The 21419-nt window shown below is 50.5% G+C and carries 15 protein-coding genes; 7 read left to right on the top strand and 8 right to left on the bottom strand.

The window, feature by feature from the left end; all coding sequences use genetic code 11:
* Window positions 1–9: 9 nt before the first annotated feature.
* On the bottom strand, window positions 10–321 hold the full coding sequence (gene rplU, locus CCE91_RS02510; RefSeq protein WP_086433682.1) for a 50S ribosomal protein L21: 312 nt from the start codon (window positions 319–321) through the stop codon (window positions 10–12).
* 270 nt (window positions 322–591) lie between these two features.
* On the opposite strand from rplU, the gene CCE91_RS02505 reads away from it, so the two are divergent.
* A complete protein-coding gene (locus CCE91_RS02505; protein ID WP_086433681.1) occupies window positions 592–1173 on the top strand; it encodes a DUF4377 domain-containing protein in 582 nt (193 codons plus the stop codon).
* A gap of 52 nt (window positions 1174–1225) precedes the next feature.
* Entirely contained in the window at window positions 1226–1816 is a 591-nt protein-coding gene (locus tag CCE91_RS02500; RefSeq protein WP_086433680.1) for a DUF4377 domain-containing protein, read from the top strand.
* A gap of 86 nt (window positions 1817–1902) precedes the next feature.
* Here CCE91_RS02500 and ispB read toward each other — a convergent pair whose 3' ends face one another.
* Window positions 1903–2874, bottom strand: a complete 972-nt coding sequence (ispB, locus tag CCE91_RS02495) for an octaprenyl diphosphate synthase (RefSeq protein ID WP_086433679.1) — start codon at window positions 2872–2874, stop codon at window positions 1903–1905.
* A 155-nt stretch (window positions 2875–3029) separates the two neighbouring features.
* Between ispB and CCE91_RS02490 the strand changes: the two genes are divergently transcribed.
* On the top strand, window positions 3030–3941 hold the full coding sequence (locus tag CCE91_RS02490) for an ion transporter (RefSeq protein WP_086433678.1): 912 nt from the start codon (window positions 3030–3032) through the stop codon (window positions 3939–3941).
* Between the two features lie 72 nt (window positions 3942–4013).
* On the opposite strand, the gene mdh is transcribed toward CCE91_RS02490, so the two are convergent.
* A complete protein-coding gene (gene mdh / locus CCE91_RS02485) occupies window positions 4014–4946 on the bottom strand; it encodes a malate dehydrogenase (RefSeq protein WP_086433677.1) in 933 nt (310 codons plus the stop codon).
* Between the two features lie 177 nt (window positions 4947–5123).
* On the opposite strand from mdh, the gene argR reads away from it, so the two are divergent.
* Entirely contained in the window at window positions 5124–5588 is a 465-nt protein-coding gene (gene argR / locus CCE91_RS02480) for a transcriptional regulator ArgR (RefSeq protein ID WP_086433676.1), read from the top strand.
* A gap of 11 nt (window positions 5589–5599) precedes the next feature.
* Here the strand turns inward: argR and CCE91_RS02475 are convergent, their stop codons facing one another.
* Complete coding sequence (locus CCE91_RS02475) at window positions 5600–6517, bottom strand: Dyp-type peroxidase (protein WP_086433675.1); 918 nt, start codon at window positions 6515–6517, stop codon at window positions 5600–5602.
* Between the two features lie 14 nt (window positions 6518–6531).
* Window positions 6532–8250, bottom strand: a complete 1719-nt coding sequence (ggt, locus tag CCE91_RS02470) for a gamma-glutamyltransferase (RefSeq protein WP_086433674.1) — start codon at window positions 8248–8250, stop codon at window positions 6532–6534.
* Between the two features lie 114 nt (window positions 8251–8364).
* Between ggt and CCE91_RS02465 the strand changes: the two genes are divergently transcribed.
* On the top strand, window positions 8365–10134 hold the full coding sequence (locus CCE91_RS02465; RefSeq protein WP_086433673.1) for a DUF885 domain-containing protein: 1770 nt from the start codon (window positions 8365–8367) through the stop codon (window positions 10132–10134).
* A 243-nt stretch (window positions 10135–10377) separates the two neighbouring features.
* Here CCE91_RS02465 and acnB read toward each other — a convergent pair whose 3' ends face one another.
* Together acnB and CCE91_RS02455 are read right to left on the bottom strand one after the other, a co-directional pair.
* Window positions 10378–12966: a bifunctional aconitate hydratase 2/2-methylisocitrate dehydratase gene (gene acnB / locus CCE91_RS02460; protein ID WP_086433672.1), complete on the bottom strand. Its 2589-nt coding sequence runs from the start codon at window positions 12964–12966 to the stop codon at window positions 10378–10380.
* A gap of 176 nt (window positions 12967–13142) precedes the next feature.
* The gene (locus CCE91_RS02455; RefSeq protein ID WP_086433671.1) at window positions 13143–14018 is read right to left on the bottom strand and encodes a LysR family transcriptional regulator; all 876 of its coding nucleotides are present in this window, start codon (window positions 14016–14018) and stop codon (window positions 13143–13145) included.
* A 122-nt stretch (window positions 14019–14140) separates the two neighbouring features.
* Between CCE91_RS02455 and CCE91_RS02450 the strand changes: the two genes are divergently transcribed.
* Together CCE91_RS02450 and CCE91_RS02445 are read left to right on the top strand one after the other, a co-directional pair.
* Entirely contained in the window at window positions 14141–15229 is a 1089-nt protein-coding gene (locus CCE91_RS02450; protein ID WP_086433670.1) for an efflux RND transporter periplasmic adaptor subunit, read from the top strand.
* Window positions 15229–18294, top strand: coding sequence for an efflux RND transporter permease subunit (locus CCE91_RS02445; protein WP_086433669.1), 3066 nt, complete (start codon window positions 15229–15231; stop codon window positions 18292–18294). The genes CCE91_RS02450 and CCE91_RS02445 overlap by 1 nt, the downstream gene beginning before the upstream one ends.
* Here CCE91_RS02445 and CCE91_RS02440 read toward each other — a convergent pair whose 3' ends face one another.
* Entirely contained in the window at window positions 18295–21411 is a 3117-nt protein-coding gene (locus tag CCE91_RS02440) for an efflux RND transporter permease subunit (RefSeq protein WP_086433668.1), read from the bottom strand.
* Window positions 21412–21419: the final 8 nt, after the last annotated feature.

The following is a 21419-nucleotide window of genomic DNA, read 5'->3' as shown; positions in this document are numbered from 1 at the left end:
TACTCCTTATTAAGCGTTAATTGCAGTGATTTTCACTTCAGTGAACCACTGACGATGACCTTGTTGACGACGTGAGTGCTTACGACGACGGAACTTCACGATTTTGACTTTATCGCCACGACCGTGGTTCACGATTTCAGCTTTTACAAGACCACCTGAAACTAGAGGCGCGCCGATTTTAACGTCGTCGCCGTTCGATACCATTAATACCTGGTCGAACTCAACCACATCACCAGTGGCTGCTTCCAGCTTTTCCAGGCGGACGATTTGGCCTTCAGACACACGGTGCTGCTTACCGCCACTTTGGAATACTGCGTACATGTTTATCTCCGATACCCATAAGGGTGCTTTGAAATTTAATTCAGGGCGCGGATTTTACGGTAAGTTTTATCGGATTACAAGCTCTTAAAGCACGCTTAACTGTATGGCTAAATGACTTGTTACGCCGGCACTGCTATTAGTGGGTAGAAACCCACGGGAAAACCGCAAGAAAACATCATTCTTTACTTTGTAAATATTGTATAAGGCATCCAAATACATTAAATTAACAATTAAATCTTACCAATAGTTTTCTTTAGGGAGTTTACTGATATGGACATCGCCTCTATTTTCCGTCGTTCTACATTGCTCAGCATGGCCTTCATAACCACCTTATTGGTGGGCTGTGGGGGTGATGGTTCGGGCAACAGAATTATTATCGTTAATGTTAGTGACAGCCCCGAAGTGTGTGACCATGGTCTCGATATACCTGATATCGCCTTTTTTTGTGAGCCGCCACTTTATAACATTGAAACCGGTAACTTAGAGGGCTACGCCGCTATGGTTGAAGGGTTTAGCCATGAATTCGGCGTTGCTTCGGTGCTACGCGTTCAAGCATACCCCATTGAAGATCAGGCCGCTGATGGCCCTATATACGATTTTAGGCTCATTGAAACCATACGTACAACGCAGGTGGCACAAGTTGGTGATATTTATACCTTCGATATTCCCTTAAACGGCTATATGTTCCAGTTCAGAGATGGTCAATACGCTATTCAGGGCTACGAGTTTAATTGCGCCGAGGGCGTAGATTGCCAGCAACTGCTTGAAATAGATGGCAGCGAGGGGCTAGCGACCATTGAATTCACCTACGTGGGTGGTGAAGTGCCAATTACACTCACATCCTGGAACTAGACCCTGCGAGAGCTAATTAAAATTATTAACCGAAACAAGGACTGCATTAGTAATGGAAATATCAATTAACTTTCGCCGCTGTGCGCTACTGGGTGCCGCTTTTTTCTCAAGTCTGTTGGTGGGTTGTGGTGACATCACCGGAGGTGACGACCGCCCGGAAAGACAAATACTCATTTTAACCGTTAGCGACAAGCCAGAGTTGTGTCCCCTTCAGCCGTCTGACCGATCCACTATTTGTTCTCCTTCGGCTTACGAGAAGGATTCAGGTCAAAATCGAGTTTATTCCAATTCCATCTCGGGCTTTACACACGAGTTCGGTGTAGCTTATGAGTTGCGAGTTCGAAGAGACCCTTATGAAGACGACATAGCGGATGGTCCTGACGCTGATTACACCCTGCTTGAAACGCTAAACACAACTCAAGTAGCACAATCAGGTGATATCTATGAGTATGATATTCCCTTAGACGGCTCAATGTTTAGTGTTGAAGATGGCAATTACTTTTTTGGCAGATACCAATTTAATTGCGGTGAAGGCGTTGACTGTCAGCAGCTAGTTGATATGGATGGTAGTAGAGGCCTAGTAACTATTGAGTTCACCTACGTAGGTGGTGAAGTTCCTATTACGCTCACGTATTGGAACTAACGATAGTTTAAGCTTTGATTAAGAATAAAACGGGAAGGCAGAATAAGGCTGAAGCAAAAACTTCAGCCTTTTTTTATGCGGAGTAATTAGGCGACACGATCTACGGCAATACCAGCCAGCGCAACTAGTGCTTGTTTATGTTCTGACTCTGGTAAGGGAACTAATGCCTGACGGGCTAATTCGGCTTCATCGAGCGCGCGCTCGCGGGTGTAATCCAGTGCGCCAGTGCGGCGCATAGCAGTAAGAATAGGCTCTAGCTTGTCGCGACCGTTGCCCGCTTCAATAGCGGTACGAATCATTTGCTGTTCGTCGGCGTTGCCATGCCACATGGCGTACAGCAATGGCAGTGTGGGCTTGCCTTCAGCCAGATCGTCGCCGGCCTGTTTGCCCATAATTTCGCTGTCGGCGGTGTAATCCATTAAGTCGTCAACGAGCTGGAAGGCGGTGCCTAAATGCTTGCCGTACAGCGCCAGTGCAGCTTCTAATTCGGCGGATTCGTTGGCAAGCACAGCACCCAACTGCGTAGCAGCTTCGAACAGTTTACCGGTTTTGCTGTAAATAACGGCGTTGTAGCGTTCTTCGGTGGTTTCCGGGTCGTTGCAGTTCATTAACTGCAAAACTTCGCCTTCGGAAATAATATTGGTAGCGTCGGCTAGCACCTTCATCACTTTCATGGAGTCTAGCGTTACCATCAGCTGGAATGCGCGGGTATATAAAAAGTCACCCACCAGCACACTGGCTTCGTTGCCAAATAAGGCATTGGCCGTTTCTTTGCCACGGCGTAATTCGGACGCGTCAACCACGTCGTCGTGCAACAAGGTGGCGGTGTGAATAAATTCAATGATGGTAGCCAGGGTGTAATGGCCTTCGCCCTGATAACCTACGGCGCGGGCAGCAGTTACCGCCAGCAAGGGTCGCAAACGCTTGCCACCACTACTGACTATATACATACCAAGCTGATTGATTAAGGCAACGTCCGATTGTAGCTCTTTACCGATTAAGGTATTCACCCCTTGCATATCCTTTGCCATGAGGGTGTTTATATCGCTTAACTTCATAGTTACTATTTAGTTGCTGCTGCGCTAAGCTTCGGATTGTACTAGCATTAGCCCGCTGATGGTAGCTTTCTAAGCCCAGCGTAAAGCTTTTCGGGATTAACCGAAGGTAGCAGCACATCACCGGGGTTGCACAGGTTGCATAAAGGAAACAACAAATGAGCATTCGCCAGCAGGCAGCCACTATTCTGGACGGACAAATTCCACCATTCAGGCCGGGTTACTGGCTAAACGCCTTTTTAATGCTGTTAATTCTGCTGAACGTGGCGGCAGTTATTATTGAATCCATTACGCCCATATACAATGAGTACACCAACTGGTTTCTGAATTTCGAATTTTTCTCGGTTATGGTGTTCTCGCTGGAATATGTACTGCGGATATGGAGCGCCCCGGAACTGCCTAAATACCATCAGCACTCAGCGTTTAGTGCGCGCTGGCGATACGCGATTTCCCCCATGGCGCTGATTGACCTGCTGGCCATTGCCCCCTTCTACTTAAGCCTGTTTATTAGCATCGACATGCGCTTCTTACGCGCGCTGCGCTTACTGCGAATTTTCAAATTCAGCCGTCATTCGCGGGCGTTGCAACTACTGGGCACCGTGTTACGAAATGAGGGTAGTAATCTACTGGCGGCATTCTCAGTACTCTTTGTGCTGCTGATTCTGGCTTCCAGCGGTATTTATATGATCGAAGCCAACATTCAGCCGGACAAATTCGGCAGCATTCCGGAAGCTATGTGGTGGGCCATGGCCACGCTAACCACCGTCGGCTACGGTGACGTTACCCCTATTACCGCTGGCGGTAAGTTCTTTGGCGGCATGATTACTATTGTTGGCATGGGCATGGTGGCGTTACCGGCAGGTATTCTGGCCTCGGGCTTTGCCGAGCAACTGGCGCATCGGCGCGAGAGCTTTAAGCTGGTGGTGAATGCGCTAATGGCGCGAGCAGATCAGGAAGCTATAAGTGCGGAGCTTATTGAGGAAGTACGTCAGGCTTTGCGTATTGATACGCAAACGGCGCAGCGCATTTTAACTGAAATAAAAAGTCAGGCGACTAACGAAAAAGGGTGAAAAACGACTGTTGTCATTTTTCACCCTTTAGTTTTGCTTTCAGTGACTTAACGTTCGTTACTTCACTCTTCGTTATTTAACGAAGTCCAAGCCAGTTTGGATGTCGCCTTTCAGGCCGTCCAGCATGTCTTTCTTACATTTTTCTTCATAGTCGCTCAAGGCACCGTACGACAGAATTTCTTCTACGCCGTTTTTACCTAAACGAACTGGCTGGGCAAAGAATACAGCGTCGCTGCCGTCGCCTTCAACGTAAGTGCATTCGATTACTTCTTCGCCCTGCAGGCCTTTTACTAGTGACAAGCAGAAACGTGCCGCTGCCTGACCCATAGACAAGGTAGCAGAACCGCCGCCAGCTTTGGCTTCAACTACTTCAGTACCAGCGTTTTGAATGCGGTGCGTCAGTTGTTCAATTTGCTCTTGGGTGAAGGTTACGTTCTCAACCTGAGACAGCAGAGGCAGAATAGTGGTGCCGCTGTGGCCGCCAATTACTGGCACAGTAATGTTGGCAGGGTTTAAGCCTTCCAGTTCAGCCACAAAGGTTTCTGAACGGATAACATCCAGCGTGGTTACGCCGAATAATTTGTTCTTGTTGTATACGCCTTTTTTCTTCAGCACTTGTGCAGCAATTGGTACAGTGGTGTTCACCGGGTTGGTGATGATGCCGATACAAGCGTCCGGGCAATTGTCAGCAATAGCTTCAACCAGGTTCGCAACAATGCCTGCGTTAATGTTGAATAAGTCTGAACGATCCATACCTGGCTTACGTGGAACGCCAGCTGGAATAAGTACGATATCGCTACCAACTAAAGCAGCACCTAAATCGTCTTTACCGAAACCGGCAACTTTAACGTCGGTTGGGATGTGGCTTAAATCAACAGCAACACCCGGAACTACCGGAGCCACGTCATATAATGACAGTTCTGATCCAGCTGGTAATTGAGTTTTCAAAAGTAATGATAGTGCCTGACCGATACCGCCGGCTGCACCTAAAACTGCAACTTTCATATTTGACTCCATCTTCTAACAAGGTGAATTTCGCGAACTTGAATGGCTTTTTGTTGGGCCAAAACTCTACTCTATAAGCGCCTAAATTACAACTGGAGCTCCCGTGGCTAGGCGTTCCGCAACGGATAGGATACACTGCTTTTTGTCTTTCATTATTCGAACCTGAGTAGCGCAAGTATGGCACAAAATAAAGCAGACAAACTGGTTGAAGCATTTAAAGCATTGTTACGGGAAGAACGTTACGGCTCACAAGGCGAGATCGTGAAATGCCTGCAAGACCAAGGCTTTCAGAACATCAGCCAGTCAAAAGTTTCACGCATGCTGAGCAAGTACGGCGCCGTGCGTACCCGCAATGCGCGCCAGGAAATGGTGTACTGCCTGCCTGCCGAGCTGGGCATACCTTCAACACGTGCGCCATTAACCCAGCTTGTTTTAGATATTCAGCATAATGATGTGATGGTGATCATTCGTACTACGCCCGGAGCTGCGCAGCTAATTGCCCGCTTGCTGGATTCGGTAGGTAAACAAGAGGGCGTGCTAGGCACCATTGCCGGTGATGACACTATTTTTATTGCGCCACTGAAGGTTTCGGAAATTGATTTCACCTTACAAAAAGTGAAAGAGTTATTTGAAAACGCGTAGTCTCGAACGAGCTACGCGTTTTCCAGAAAATTAATAGAAGGTACGAAGTAAGACGCATTGCTGACCGACTGAATGTAATCCAACAGAGGGTCGTAATCACCGCGCTCATCGGCTTGATAACGCTGCTTTAACCACTGCACCACACCAGCGGGCTGAGCGGCAAAATACATGGCCAACAGCCCCTGCTCACGTAAATCACCCCAGGGCATATTTTGCCGCAATAACTGTAACGGTTGCTCGTTGGCATCCAGCAAACGGCTTTTCCCCGCATGGGTAACGTGACTGAGGCTAGCCTCACTAATGCGTTCGCCAGTTACTTTACGACGCCCCATGAGTTCTTCCTGTCCGGCTGGGCCTAATTGCTCCCAACGCCGCAAATCGTGGCGGAATTTTTGTACAAACAAATAACTACCCGCCACAAAAGTAGCGTCGTCATCGGCGTCTACTAATGCCGCCTGACGTTTGCGCATACCGCGCGGATTATCCGGTGCATCAATGAAACCGGTGAGGTCACGACCATCTAAAAAGCGGAAGGACCGTATTTGATCCAGCACTTCTACGTCGTGTCCCAACCATTCCATTAAGGTGCGCGCCGCCAGGAAGTTGGCGTCGAACCGGTCCGAACGAACATGCAGCAGAATATCGACCGGCTCACGTGGCGCCTGACGGTCGCCGTCGGCAATGTCCGGAAAGCTGTGTAGGTGCACCGGCCGCCGCTCTGGATAAACCACGTCCCAATAGTCATTGCCAATGGCTACGTAGCCGTTCAGCATAGCTTCCGAAAAGCGGTCGTCCAGCTCCTGTAAAATCGCCGGAATACGTGCCAGCTTGCGGCGCACCGCCAGCACGTCATCCGTCATTACATTCAATAACAGGGTAAGTCCGTGTAAATTGGGTTCAGCGCAGATCCCTGCCTGTGCTCGCGCCATCTTGTTGTCTCCTGTTAATAGCCCGCTGCGTGGCCATCTTTACGGCTTTCCGAAGCACCTACCCAGGTGCCGTTTTCCCAATCTTTCATAATGGCCTGGTAGCCACCGTAAGGACCTACTTTGTGCGTCAGAGTATGGCCCATTTTCACCAGCTCACGGCGTGTTTCAGGTGAGAAGCCAGTTTCTAAACTTACTTCGCCACCGTCAGTCATTTGCGAGCCGGTAGGTTGGCTTGAACCTGAATGCAAAATACGTGGGGCGTCGCCAGCTTCTTGCAGATTCATACCAAAATCAATCATATTGATCAGAATTTGTGCATGCATTTGCGGTTGCGTAGCACCACCCATAACGCCGTAGCTCATATATGGCTTGCCGTCTTTGGTCACGAAAGCAGGAATAATAGTTTGGAAAGGACGTTTGCCCGGTTCAAACACATTAAAGTGCCCTTCTTCCAGGCTAAACAGCTCGCCGCGATCCTGCAGAATAAAACCAAGACCCGTAGGCGTCATACCAGAGCCCATGCCACGATAGTTACTTTGAATTAACGACACCATATTGCCGTGTTTGTCGGCTACGGTCATATAAATAGTGTCGCCGTCAGTTGGCGGATTACCTGGCTCGTAAGACTTAGCCGCACTAGTGCTGTCAATTAACTTGCGACGCTCATTGGCATATTCTTTGGAAATTAAGCCAGCTACCGGAATGTCGTTAAAGGCCGGATCTGAGTAAAACTTCGCACGGTCTTCAAAGGCCAGTTTTTTGGCTTCGACAAAATGGTGAATATATTCAGGGCTATCAAAGCCCATGCCGGCAATGTCTAATGGCTCAAGTATATTCAGAATTTGTAAGGCTGCGATACCCTGACCGTTTGGCGGTAACTCCCATAAGTCGTAACCACGGTAGTTGGTAGACACCGGTTCTACCCAGTCAGAGGTGTGGCTGGCTAAGTCGTCGTACGATAAAAAGCCGCCCTGCTCTTTCATGTATGCCGCAATAGTGCGCGCGATGTCGCCCTTATAAAATGCGTCGCGACCGCCCCGGGCAATTTTTTCCAGGGTGTTGGCTAATGCCGGGTTCTTAAAAATTTCGCCTTTTTTCGGGGTTTCACCACCTGGCATATACACGTCACTGAAACCGTCGAATTTACTTAGAATAGGTACGCTACGTTCCATGTAGTAAGCAATCACTTCGCTTACCGGAAAGCCGTTACGGGCATAGTCAATCGCATGCTGCAGGTTATTCGCCATGGGTTGCGCACCAAAGCGTTCATGCATTTCAAACCAGCCGTCTACCGCGCCCGGCACTGACACCGGCAACGGACCATGCGAAGGTATTTTATTAATACCCTGCTCTTTGGCGTGGTCTTGTAAGTGTTTTAACGTCAAACTTTTTGGTGAACGGCCAGAAGCATTAAGGCCGTACAGCTTTTCGTCTTCAGCGGACCAGATAATGGCGTATAAGTCACCACCAATACCGTTGCCAGTTGGCTCTACCAAACCTAGCATGGCGTTCGCGGCAATAGCGGCATCAACCGCGTTACCGCCGTTGCGCATTACTTGCAGGGCAACCTGGGTTGCCAGGGGTTGGCTGGTTGCAGCCATAGCTTCGGTAGCAAAAACTTCCGAGCGACTGGCAAAATGTTTACCGGTAATACGGTCATAGGCCAGCGAGCTGGCACTGCTAAGTACAGCTGTGGTTAATAGTGCACCACTTAAAAGATGTGTTATTTTCATTGTTATTCTCCTTATCTGGTGCCACAAGCTATTGGTCTTATTGCCATTGCTATTCATTCAGGACACCCTAAACTAAGTCTTAATGCAATTTAGCAAATATTCACTGGAGTTTATATGCGCCTGATTATAACTGCGCTTGTTGCGGTAGTCCTAACGGCCTGTACGGCCACGCCGGATAACCGTCAGTCAGCTACCGAAGCCAACGCCGACCAGCGTTACGAAAAACTGGCCGATTCTATTTGGACCGGCATGAAAAACCTGACGCCAGGCAACACCGGCGACGACCGCGGTAAACTTACCGACATGTCACCAGCAGCAGTTGCCATGCGGGCCGAGCGCCAACGCGTATGGCTGCAGCAATTAAACGAGGTAGAAACTGCCGCGTTAAGTGAACAGAATCAAATTAACCACGCCATGCTGAGCTATCGCCTGAAAAACAATGTCGACAGTGACCGCTATCTGGAATATTTGCAACCATTGAATGCTGAAGGTGGCTTCCATAGCTATTTAGCGTTCACGGCTCGCAACGCTAACTTACGTACCGCTGAAGATTATAGTTTTTATCTGGACAAACTAGCGGCTATTCCGGCTTACATGAGACAACAAACCGATTGGTTACGCACTGGCCTTGAACAAGGTTACAGTCAGCCCAAAGCGGCTATGGCCGGTTTTGAAGAAAGCATTCTGGCTTTTATTGTGCAAGATCCTAAGGAAAGCGTGTTCTACCAACCGCTGAGCACTAAGCCTGAGCACATTGATGATGACACCTGGTTAACGCTGCAAAATCGTGCAGTAACCATTATTGATAACGAAATTTTACCAGCTTATCAGGCGTTCTTTGACTACATGGTGCGGGAGTACCTGCCTGGTTCACGTGACACTATTGGTGCCAGTGAATTACCTAATGGCGATGAGTACTATCAAAACCGCATTAAGCATTTCACCACCACCGATTACACCGCTGAAGAAATTCACGAAATTGGTGTAGCTGAAGTGAAGCGCATTCGCAACGATATGGCCGAAGTTATTGAGAAAACCGGCTTTGTGGGGTCTTTTGACGCCTTTTTGGACTTCCTGCGTGAAGACGAGCGTTTTTATGCAGAAACGCCGGAAGAGCTACTGAAAGAAGCGGCTTTCATCGCCAAGAAAATGGACGGCGAGCTACCTAAGTTCTTTAAGAAGATGCCGCGCCAACCTTACGGTATTGCACCGGTTCCGGCTGAAATTGCACCTAAATATACGACCGGCCGTTATGCTGGTTCGTCACGCGATGACCGCGCCGGTTTTTACTGGGTAAACACCTATGCGCTGGACCGTCGTCCGCTTTATCAATTAGAAGCTTTGACGCTGCATGAAGCGGTGCCAGGCCACCATCTCCAAATCGCGCTGGCTCGTGAGTTGGAAGGTTTACCTGAGTACCGTCGCAGCACCTATATTTCAGCCTTTGGTGAAGGCTGGGGTTTATATGCCGAGCATTTGGGTACTGAAGCTGGTTTCTATCAGGACCCTTACAGTGACTTTGGCCGCTTAAGCTACGAAATGTGGCGCGCGGCACGCCTGGTAGTAGATACAGGTATGCATGCGATGGGTTGGAGTCGTGAGCGGGCGATTGAATTTATGGCCAGTAACACTGCCCTGTCGATGCACAACGTAACCACCGAAATTGACCGTTACATTACCTGGCCAGGACAAGCCTTGTCGTACAAGCTGGGTGAAATCGTGATCAAACGCCTGCGCGCGGAAGCTGAGCAAGCCCTGGGCGCGGACTTCGATATTCGCGAGTTCCACGACGTGGTATTAGGTAACGGCAGCATTCCACTAGACGTGCTGGAGCAGCAGGTACGTGACTGGATTGACAGCCAGGTACAAGAAGCCAAAGCTTAATTAACGATAAAAATACTTAATAAAAAAACGCTCCTGGCAAATCGCCCGGAGCGTTTTTTTATGTCTACTGGTATTAGTTACCACTGAGAAGCTCGGGATAACTACTGCATTCTAAAAATTTGGTAAAAAAAAGCCAGTCAGGGTTAGCTGACTGGCTCCTTATTGCTACGACACCCTTAGTGATTCTGGCATCTCACCTGCGGTAGAACCGCAGGCTACGCAGAACCGCAGGCTACATGTTCGCTAGGCTACTTCTAAGGTCGCGATAATGTTTTTCTTCGCGGCGGCTTCGGCAGCTCTGAAGTCGGCCATTTGATCAAAGTTCAGGTAGCGATACACTTCGCCCGCCATCGCTTTAATGTCCTGTGCGTATTCCAGGTATTCTGCCGGAGTTGGCAGCTTGCCTAAAATAGCGCCCACTGCAGCAAGTTCTGCTGAAGTCAGGTATACGTTGGCACCATCACCTAAACGGTTCGGGAAGTTCCGCGTTGAGGTAGAAAGTACGGTAGCACCCGGCTCAACCCGTGCCTGGTTACCCATACACAGTGAACAACCTGGCATTTCAGTACGCACGCCATTGCGCTCGTAAATGTCGTAGTAACCTTCGGTTTGTAGTTGCGCCTGATCCATTTTGGTTGGCGGAGCAATCCACAAACGGGTGTTCAACGGCTGGGTGTTTTTCTCCAGCAGTTTACCCGCAGCGCGGAAGTGACCAATGTTGGTCATGCACGAACCAATGAATACTTCGTCAACTTTGTCGCCGGCAACGTCACTTAAGAACTTGGCATCGTCAGGGTCATTTGGACAACAAACGATTGGCTCTTTAATGTCGTTCAGGTCGATTTCGATTACTGCACTGTAATCAGCATCGGCGTCCGCACGTAATTGCTGCGGATTGGCCAGCCAGTCTTCCATTTTACGGGCACGGCGTTCCAGCGTGCGCGCGTCGCCATAGCCTTCGTTGATCATCCAACGCAGCATGGTAACGTTCGAGCGTAAGTATTCAGCTACCGACTCGTCAGACATCTTAATGGTACAGCCAGCAGCTGAACGCTCAGCAGATGCGTCTGATAATTCGAATGCTTGCTCAACGGTTAAGTCATCTAAGCCTTCAATTTCCAGAATTCGGCCAGAGAAGATGTTTTTCTTGCCGCGTTTTTCAACAGTCAACAAGCCTTCTTTAATGGCGAATAATGGAATGGCATGAACCAGGTCACGCAAGGTTACGCCCGGCTGCATGTCGCCTTTAAAGCGCACCAATACAGATTCAGGCATATCTAACGGCATCACGCCGGTAGCGGCAGCAAAAGCCACCAAACCAGAACCCGCAGGGAACGAAATACCCAGCGGGAAACGGGTGTGTGAATCGCCACCAGTACCTACGGTGTCTGGCAACAACATACGGTTTAACCAGCTGTGAATAATACCATCACCCGGACGTAAGCTTACGCCGCCACGGTTCATAATGAAGTCAGGTAAGGTGTGCTGAGTTTCAACGTCAACCGGCTTCGGATAAGCCGCCGTGTGACAGAACGACTGCATGGTTAAGTCGGCACTGAAGCCTAAACAGGCCAGGTCTTTCAGTTCGTCACGTGTCATTGGACCGGTGGTGTCTTGCGAGCCCACGGTGGTCATTTTCGGTTCACAGTAAGTGCCCGGACGAACGCCGTCTACGCCACATGCCACCCCAACCATTTTCTGTGCCAGAGTGTAACCTTTGCCAGTGTCAGCTGGTTGCTCAGGCTTCAGGAACAATTCTGAACGGCCCATGCCCAGCGACTCGCGCGCTTTTTCAGTTAAGCCACGACCGATAATTAGGTTGATACGGCCACCAGCACGCACTTCGTCCAGAATTACGCGTGATGCATAATCGTACTCAGCCAGAACTTCGCCCTGCTCGTTTTCGATTTTGCCAGCGTACGGGTAGATATGAATGATATCGCCCATGTTCATGGCTTCAACGTCGGCTTCAAATACTAAGGCGCCAGCGTCTTTCATGGTATTGAAGAAAATTGGTGCAACTTTGCTACCAATACAAATACCACCGCCACGTTTGTTCGGGGTGCCCGGCATGTCTTCGCCAATAAACCACAACACTGAGTTAGTGGCTGATTTACGTGAAGAACCGGTACCTACTACATCACCTACGAAAGCAACCGGGTGGCCTTTTTCTTTCAGCTCGTCCATTTGCTTAGCCGCGTCAGTAATGCCTTCGCGTGGCATTTTGTACATAGCTTTCGCATGTAATGGAATGTCCGGACGTGACCAGGCATCAGGTGCTGGTGACAAGTCATCGGTATTAGTTTCGCCGGTTACTTTAAATACGGTTGCGGTAATTTTTTCTGCCAGTTTGTCACGGCCAGTGAACCATTCAGCGTTCGCCCATGATTCAACCACTTCTTTGGCCAGCGCGTTACCCGCGTTCATTTTCTCTTCCACGTCGTGGAAGGCATCAAACATCAACAGGGTGTGCTTCAATTCTTCGGCGGCCAGGGTGCCCAGCTCGGCGTCATCCAGCAAGTCCACCAAAGTCACGATGTTGTAACCACCGTGCATGTTACCCAGCAGCTTCACTGCTTTTTCTTTGTTAATTACTGGTGAGCTGGCTTCGTTTTTCACTAGGGCAGCCAAAAAGCCTGCTTTTACATAAGCAGCTTCATCAACACCAGGAGGTACACGCTCAGACAGCAGCTCAACTAAGAAGTCCTCTTCACCTTTTGGTGGGTTCTTCAGAAGTTCAACCAGTCCGGCTACTTGCTCAGCGTTTAATGGTTTCGGGGGGATGCCTTCAGCGGCGCGTTCTTCAACATGCGTACGATAATCTTGCAGCACTCTACAGCCCTCTTTCAATTGCTGATCCTATGAGAGGATCAAACCTGCGGTAAAAAATGTCGCGCAATTATAGGGGTTTTAGCGGCTGATTGAAATTCATCTGCCCCATATATAGGCTAAATCGTCGATATATCTGGCATAACAGCAGTGAATGGCTGAACTCAACTATCGCAGCTTTAAAGTCGCTCCCATAAGTGGGCGGCTGCGGGCCCGGCAATACGGTTAGCGGCGCGCACCAAATGAACTTCCAACTGCGCCTGATTAAGAAAGCCGGGAATAGAGAGCTGAACAAGTTGCCCCTCGGCTAACGAACGAGCAACCAATTGTTGCGGAATAACGCCCCAGCCAAGGCCAGCCAACAGCAATTCACGCTGGGTATGAGAGTCGTTCACCCGAATACGTTGCTGACCGGGCAAGCGCAAAATAGCGTCCAGGCTAATGCCTACGTCCATATTTTGTGGAATTAACATAGGTAAATCCAACAAGGCTTCCCGGGTAGTTGGCACCCCACCCGTTTGCGCTGCCAACTCGCTGGAAATAACTACCGCCAGAGTAAAGGGCTCAACAAAGCGGGTTTCGAAATCGCCGTATTGGCGGAACACCGGCAACCAGGGGCACAGGCCCACATCTACTTCGCCTTCGCGCAGGCGCCGCAAGGTTCGCATTTGGGACTCACCCAGCAATAGCAGTTCGGTGGCGGGAAAAGCCACCTGCAGTGAGCGTAGTGCATCGATCAGCAACACCGGGTCACAGGTATGGTCGTAGGCTATCCGCAGTTGAGCTTCGGCGCCTTGTTGCAGTTTTTCAGTAAGCGACTCAAGCCGCGCCTGTTGCTTAATGACTTCCTGCGCCTGACGCAAAAACTGCTCGCCGCGGGGAGTTAACTGCAACCTATAGCCGCTTGGGTCAAACAACGCGAAGCCAGCTTCGTCCTCGAGCTTTTTCAGTGCCATACTGATTGCCGACTGAGTGCGATGCAGCTGGCTTGCAGCACCCTGCAAGCTGCCGCTATCGGCTACTGCCGCCAGCATTTGTAACTGCCAGAGAGTCATTCAATATTCCTTAATAAGAAATACATATTTATTCAATATTACTTTAATAACATTTCAACTACACTCCTACCATTGATTTTTCCGGTTTTGATTTGCACAGGCTGCACACAGAGGTATATAGAATGACATCACGCTCCTTATGGATTGGCCTTAGCTTACTAAGCGTCACGCTACTTAGCGGCTGCTCCGAAGCAGTTTCTGATCCGGTTGAAACTGGCGAGCGCCCGGTAAAGCTGCATCAGGTGAGCATTGCCGGTGGTGAGCGCACGCGCCAGTTTCCGGCCGTGGTGGAAGCCGCAGAGGCTGCCCAGCTGGCCTTTCGCGTAGCTGGGGAACTGGAGAAATTACCCGTGCAACCAGGCCGGGATGTGGCGCAGGGTGAGCTGATTGCCAAACTGGATGCTACCGACTACCAACTGGTGGTTGATGAAGCCAAAGCCCGCTATGACCTGGCCGCGTCGCAATTTGCCCGCAGCGAAAAGCTGGTGAAAGACGGTCTGATGTCGCAAGCGCAGTATGACGAGATTAAAGCCAACTTAGATGTCAGCAGAGCCAATTTAGATACCGCGCGCGCCAATTTAGGTTATACCGAGCTACGCGCCCCATTTGCTGGTTCGATTGCCCGCTTGTATGTTGAGAACTACGAAAATGTGCAGCCACAGCAGCAAATAGCCACTTTGCAGCTAAGCGACGCCATTGATATTAGTATTCGGGTACCCGAAAACCTGTTTGCCCGGGTTCAGCGCCGCAGCGAAGCCACTGTTGATGTGATTTTTGATGCATCGCCCGGCCAGCGGTACCAAGCTCAGTTAAAAGAATGGGACACCAGCGCCGACCCCGCTACCAATACCTATAAAGTGGTGTTCACCATGCCCAAGCCCATTGACTTAAATGCTTTGCCAGGGATGTCTGCCACTGTGGAAGTGGACACCCGCGCCCTGTTAGCGGCTACCGAACGTCTGATCGTTATTCCGGCGCAGGCGGTATTCTCGCCGCTGGGGCAAGAACAGGGGGAGCAACGTTTCGTGTGGGTATATGACCCGCAATCACAACAGGTTGAGCAACGTGAGGTCACCGTTGGTGAAATCACCAACCACGGCATTGAGATTTTAAGCGGGCTTAGTGCTGATGAGCAAATTGTAGTAGCTGGCGTGCACCAACTTGAGCCTGGCCAGCGGGTTCGCCCCTGGGTTCGTGAGCGAGGTCTGTAATGGATATCGCTCGTTATAGTATTAAACGCAGCACCAGTAGCTGGCTTTTCTTGCTGATTTTGCTGGTGGGTGGCGTGATTGCCCTGCAAGAATTAGGACGGCTGGAAGACCCTGAATTCACTTTAAAAAAAGCGATGGTGATTACCACTTATCCGGGTGCTTCAGCGCAACAAGTGGAAGAGGAAGTTACCTATCCGCTGGAAAATGCGATTCAGGAACTGAGTTACGTTGATTACATCACGTCCATTTCTAAGCCCGGCCTGTCGCAAATTACCGTCGAAATGAAAAGCACCTATCGCAAAGACGATTTGGCGCAAATCTGGGACGAATTACGTCGTAAAATTAATGACCACAAAGCCGAGCTACCACCAGGTACCGGCGAGCCTATGGTACGTGACGATTTCGCCGATGTGTATGGCATTTTGTTGGCTATTTCCGGCGACGGTTATAGCTATCAGGACATTCGCGACTACACCGAATTTCTGCGTCGTGAACTGGTACTGGTGGATGGTATTGGCAAGGTCACCATGGCCGGCAAACAGCAAGAACAAGTGATGGTGGAAGTTTCCCGAGCCAAGCTTGGTAACTTTGGCATTCCCCCGCAACGTATTACTGAATTGCTGCAAACGCAAAATATAGTCAGTGATGCCGGCCAGGTAAAAATTGGTTCGGAAAGTTTGCGCATAGCTACCTCTGGTGAATTTACCACGGTGCAACAGCTGGCCGACTTAATTATTAGTAATCCGGGTGCCGATGAACGCATTCGTCTACGCGATGTGGCCACCATTTACCGCGACTATAAGGAAATCCCCTCTCATCTGGTGCGCTTTGGCGGCGATGCCGCACTGTGGCTGGGCGTTTCCTTTGCCGACGGCGTTAACGTAGTTGAAGTAGGCGAACGCCTGAATCAGCGAATTGACGAGCTAGATTACGCCCGCCCAATTGGCATGGACATTCACAACATTTACAACCAATCCGCCGAGGTTGAGCGCTCGGTCAGCGGCTTCATGCTGAACCTGGCGGAAGCGGTAATTATTGTGATTATTGCGCTGTTATTAACCATGGGGTTACGCAGCGGGATTTTGATTGGCAGCGTGCTGCTCATTACCGTACTGGGCAGCTTTATTTTCATGTATTTAATGGATATTCAGCTACAACGGGTGTCGCTGGGCGCGCTCATTATTGCATTGGGTATGCTGGTAGATAACGCCATAGTGATTGCCGAGGGCATGTTGGTGAATGTGCGCCGGGGAATGTCGCGGTTAGATGCCGCCAGTCAGGTGGTGGAACAGAACAAATGGCCACTACTGGGCGCCACCGTGATTGCTATTATTGCCTTTGCACCTATTGGCTTATCCAGTGACGCCAGCGGTGAATTTGCCGGTAGCTTGTTCTGGGTATTATTGATTTCGTTACTGTTAAGTTGGCTTACCGCCTTAACCTTAACGCCATTTTTAGGTAATTATTTGTACAGCAACACCCGCGCCGACACGAACCCGGATCCCGATTCGGTATATGACAACCGCATATTTCATGCGTACCGTTCAGCGCTGGGTCTGTTCTTGCGTTGGCGCAAAACCACTGTTATTGCGTTGTTGGGGCTGTTGGTAATTTCGGTACTAGGTTTTGGCCAGGTGCGGCAGGCATTTTTCCCGCCTTCCACCACACCAGTGGTTTACGTAGATATGTGGTATCCACAGGGTACCGATATTCGTGCCACGGCTCTGGATATTCGCCGTGCCGAAGCTTTCTTACTGGAGCAGGACGAAGTTGAGAAAGTGGCCACCACTATTGGCCAGGGTGGCCCGCGCTTTACCCTTACTTACGTAGTCGAAAAATCCTATGAAAGTTACGGTCAAATGATTGTGCGGGCCACTAGCCAGGAAGCGCTGCAAAAACTGCTACCGAAAATACGAAGCTACTTGTACAGCGAACACCCGGATGTAGAATCCAAACTGTCTTTTATTGAACTCGGCCCTGCCACGCCCGCTAAAATTGAAGCCCGCTTTAGCGGCAGTGACCCTGCTGTACTACGTCAATTGGCCGTGCAAACACATGCTATTTTTGATGCCGATGAGGGCGCTGTAAATGTGCGCGACGACTGGCGCCAGCGCACCAAATTGTTGCGTCCGGTGTTTAATCAAAGCAACGCCCGCCGGTTAGGTGTTACCAAAGAAGACGTGAACGACTTACTGCGCCGCAATTTTGGTGGCCAAAGCGTGGGGGTATACCGCGACGGTACCGAGTTACTGCCTATAGTAGTGCGCCCTCCGGCCGAGGAACGTGCTGATTTAGACGACTGGGAAGAACTCCAGATATACAGTCAGCCGTTGCAGCAATTTATTCCGCTGGGCCAGGTGGTAAGCCGAATCGAAGTTGACTGGGAAAATCAGTTAATTCTGCGCCGCGACCGCAAGCGCACATTAACAGTCATGGCCGATCACGATATTTTAGGCACCGAAACCGCGTCGCAGGTATTCGAGCGGGTGCGACCACAGGTAGAAACCCTGCCGTTACCGGCTGGTTATGAACTGAGCTGGGGTGGTGAATTTGAAGCCGCAACCAAAGCCCAAACAGCCATTTTTGGCGCGCTGCCACTGGGCTTCTTAGTTATGTTTATTATTACCGTGCTGCTATTTAGTTCGATTCGTCAGGCCGGCGTGCTGTGGACTACGGTACCGCTGAGTATTATCGGCGTAACCTTAGGTTTGTTAGTGATGAACGAACCCTTCGGCTTTATGGCCTTGCTGGGCTTTTTAAGCCTGTCAGGCATGCTCATTAAAAACGGCGTGGTGCTGTTGGAGCAGGTAAAAGTAGAGCTGGCAGCCGGTAAACAAGATTTAACCGCGTTAATGGACGCCGCCGTGAGTCGGGTGCGACCGGTATCAATGGCAGCAGCAACCACCATTTTAGGTATGTTGCCGCTGCTATTTGACAGCTTCTTTGCCAGCATGGCGGTGGTCATTATGTTCGGTTTAGGCTTCGCCACTGTGCTAACGCTCATTGTGGTGCCGGTAATGTACGCCCTGGTAATGCGGGTTTCTAGCAGCGACAAGCTGAGCTAATTAGCTCAGCTTGCGGCCCAACCAGAGCCAGTAAACCGCCGGAATCACCAACAACGACAATAGTGGTGCCACCACCATGCCGCCAATCATAGGCGCGGCAATGCGTTGCATCACTTCACTACCACTACCGCTGCCCAGCATAATGGGCAGCAAACCGGCCACAATAGTAATCACCGTCATTGCTTTGGGCCGCACCCGCAGTACTGCGCCGTCCATTATGGCTTCATGTAAGCCGGCACGGTCGCGCCGCTCGGAGTCACGCCAGGCATTGTTCAGGTACAGCAGCATGACCACCCCAAACTCTGCCGCAACGCCAGCTAGCGCTATCATACCTACCACCACAGCCACTGACAGGTTAAAGCCAAGCAGCCAGATAAACCACAAGCTGCCGGTTACCGCCAGTGGCAAGGTCGCCATAATCAGCAAGCCTTGTTTGAATGACCGGAAGGTTAAGTACAGCAACACCAGAATAATAGCCAGAGTTACAGGTACTACTTCGTAGAGCTTGGCTTCAACGCGCTGCATGTACTCATATTGCCCGGACCAACTCACGCTGTAACGCTCGGGTAAGTCAAAGTTATCCAGCACAGGTTCTGCCGCCTGAATGTAATCGCTTAAAGCTACATCTGGACGGGCTTCAATAAACACATAGCCACTGGGTCGCGCATTTTCACTGCGGATCATGCTGGGACCCCTTTCTACTTCTATGTCGGCCACCTGCTCCAGCGTTACCCAGGCACCCGTGGCGCTGGCAATAGGAAGCTGCTTCAGGGTTTCCACATGATCCCGGGAAGCACGGGGGTAGCGCAGATTAATTGGATAGCGCTCGGTACCTTCTACGGTTTCAGCAATCACGGCGCCGCCAATGGCATATTGAATGTGCGCCTGAATGTCGGCCTGAGTGACACCATACTGAGCCGCCGCAGCTAGCTTCGGTGTAATAGTTATATACCGCCCGGAAGCGGCTCGCTCAGCAAATACTGACGCTGACTCCGGCAGTTCTGCTAAGCGCTCTTCCAGTGCTTCGCCAATACGCTGAATTTCGGCTAAGTCAGGCCCGGAAATTTTCAGCCCCAATGGCGTTTTCAGACCCGTAGAAAGCATATCAATACGGGTTTTAATGGGTTGTACCCAGGCGTTGGTTATGCCTGGTATCTGTACCGTGGCATCTAATTCCGCAATGATTTTTTCCAGCGTCATGCCAGCGCGCCACTCGGATTCAGGTTTTAACTGAATGGTGGTTTCCAGCATGGTTAGCGGCGCCGGATCTGTTGCTGTTTGTGCTCGGCCGGCCTTACCAAATACAGTATCCACTTCCGGCACTTGCTTAATTAACCGGTCGCTTTGCTGCAACAGCTTACTGACCGTAGGCACACTGATACCCGGCATGGTGGTTGGCATATAAAGTAAGTCGCCTTCCTGCATGGGCGGCATAAACTCATTGCCGATTTTTGACAATGGATACACCGCACTCAGGGTGGCTATTACGGCTATTGCCACGGTAACTTTCGGCCAATTCAGTACCACCCGCAGCACTGGTTGGTACACCCATACCATGGCCCGGGTAAGCGGATTACGCTGCTCTGAAATAATACGCCCGCGAACAAGCCAGCCCATTAATACCGGCACTAAGGTGATGGCCAGTAAGGCAGCCGCAGCCATAGCGAAGGTTTTGGTATAGGCCAGCGGAGCAAATAAGCGCCCTTCCTGCGCCTCCAGCGCAAACACAGGTACAAAACTTAACGTAATGATTAGCAACGACAAGAACAGCGCCGGACCAACCTCTTTGGCGGCCTCGGCCATTACCCGCCAATGCTCCGTGCCGGCAGGCGGACGATTATGTTTCTGCTGATAACGCTCTAAATGCTTATGGGCGTTTTCCACCATCACTATGGCTGCATCCACCAGTGCGCCTATGGCAATGGCTATACCGCCGAGGCTCATAATATTGGCGTTAATGCCCAGACTACGCATAATGATAAAGCTGATAAGTACCGCCAGCGGCAGCGTAATAATAGCCACCAGCGCTGAGCGTACGTGCAGCAGAAATAAAATGGTGACCAGCGCCACCAGCCCCATTTCCTGCAGCAGCTTGTCGCTTAAGTTGGTTACTGCCCGTTCAATCAGTTGCGAGCGGTCGTAGGTAGGTACAACCTCAACGCCCTCTGGCAAGCCACGTTGCAACTCAGCCAGCTTGGTTTTCACTCGTTCAATGGTTGCCAGCGCATTTTCACCCTGACGCATGACAATAATGCCACCCACTACTTCGCCTTCGCCGTTGAGCTCAGCAACCCCGCGCCGGCTTTGCGGGCCTTTGCGAATGGTGGCCACATCGGCTAGCGTAAGTGAATACCCACTATCGCTTTGCACGTTAATAGGCAATTGCTGCAAATCCTCGATGGATTGAATGTAACCTTTGCCACGCACCATAAACTCGGCTTCGGCCATGGCTACCACGCCGCCACCCACTTCAGCGTTGGCGGCCTGAATGATGTTGCGTACTTGCGTTAGCGTCAGGTTGTATTGGCGCAGCTTGCGCGGCTCAACCACTACTTGATAGGTTTCCACCATGCCACCAACGGTGGCGACTTCGGCAACACCTTCAACGCTCTGTAGTTCTTGTTTTAAGAACCAGTTTTGTAAGCTGGTAAGCTCGCCTAAGTGCTGGCCCCCGGTTTTATCTACCAGTGCATACTGATAAATCCAACCCACACCACTGGCGTCTGGCCCCAGGGTTGGGGTGACATTGTCAGGTAACGCCGCCCCGGCCTGATTCAAATACTCTAATACCCGGCTACGCGCCCAGTAAGGGTCGGTACCGTCTTCAAATAAGATATACAGGTAGGAATCGCCAAAAAAGGAATAACCGCGCACCTGCGTTGAACCAGGCACTGCCAGCATAATATTTGCCAACGGCCAGGTTACTTGCTCTTCCACCAATTGCGGCGCCTGCCCCGGGTACGGGGTTTTCACAATCACTTGTACATCGGATAAATCGGGAATGGCGTCTAATGGAGTATTCACCATGGCCCGCCAGCCCATCCATGCCGCCAGTATTGCGGCAATAAGCACCAGCAAACGGTTCTGCATGGACCAGTCTATGATTCGCGCTAACATTATCGGCT

The organism is Pseudidiomarina planktonica (genome assembly GCF_900177775.1).
In the GTDB taxonomy this organism is placed as follows: Bacteria; Pseudomonadota; Gammaproteobacteria; order Enterobacterales; family Alteromonadaceae; genus Pseudidiomarina; species Pseudidiomarina planktonica.
The sequence above is the reverse complement of the archived record's forward strand: the minus strand, read 5'-3'. Positions and strand labels throughout refer to the sequence as shown.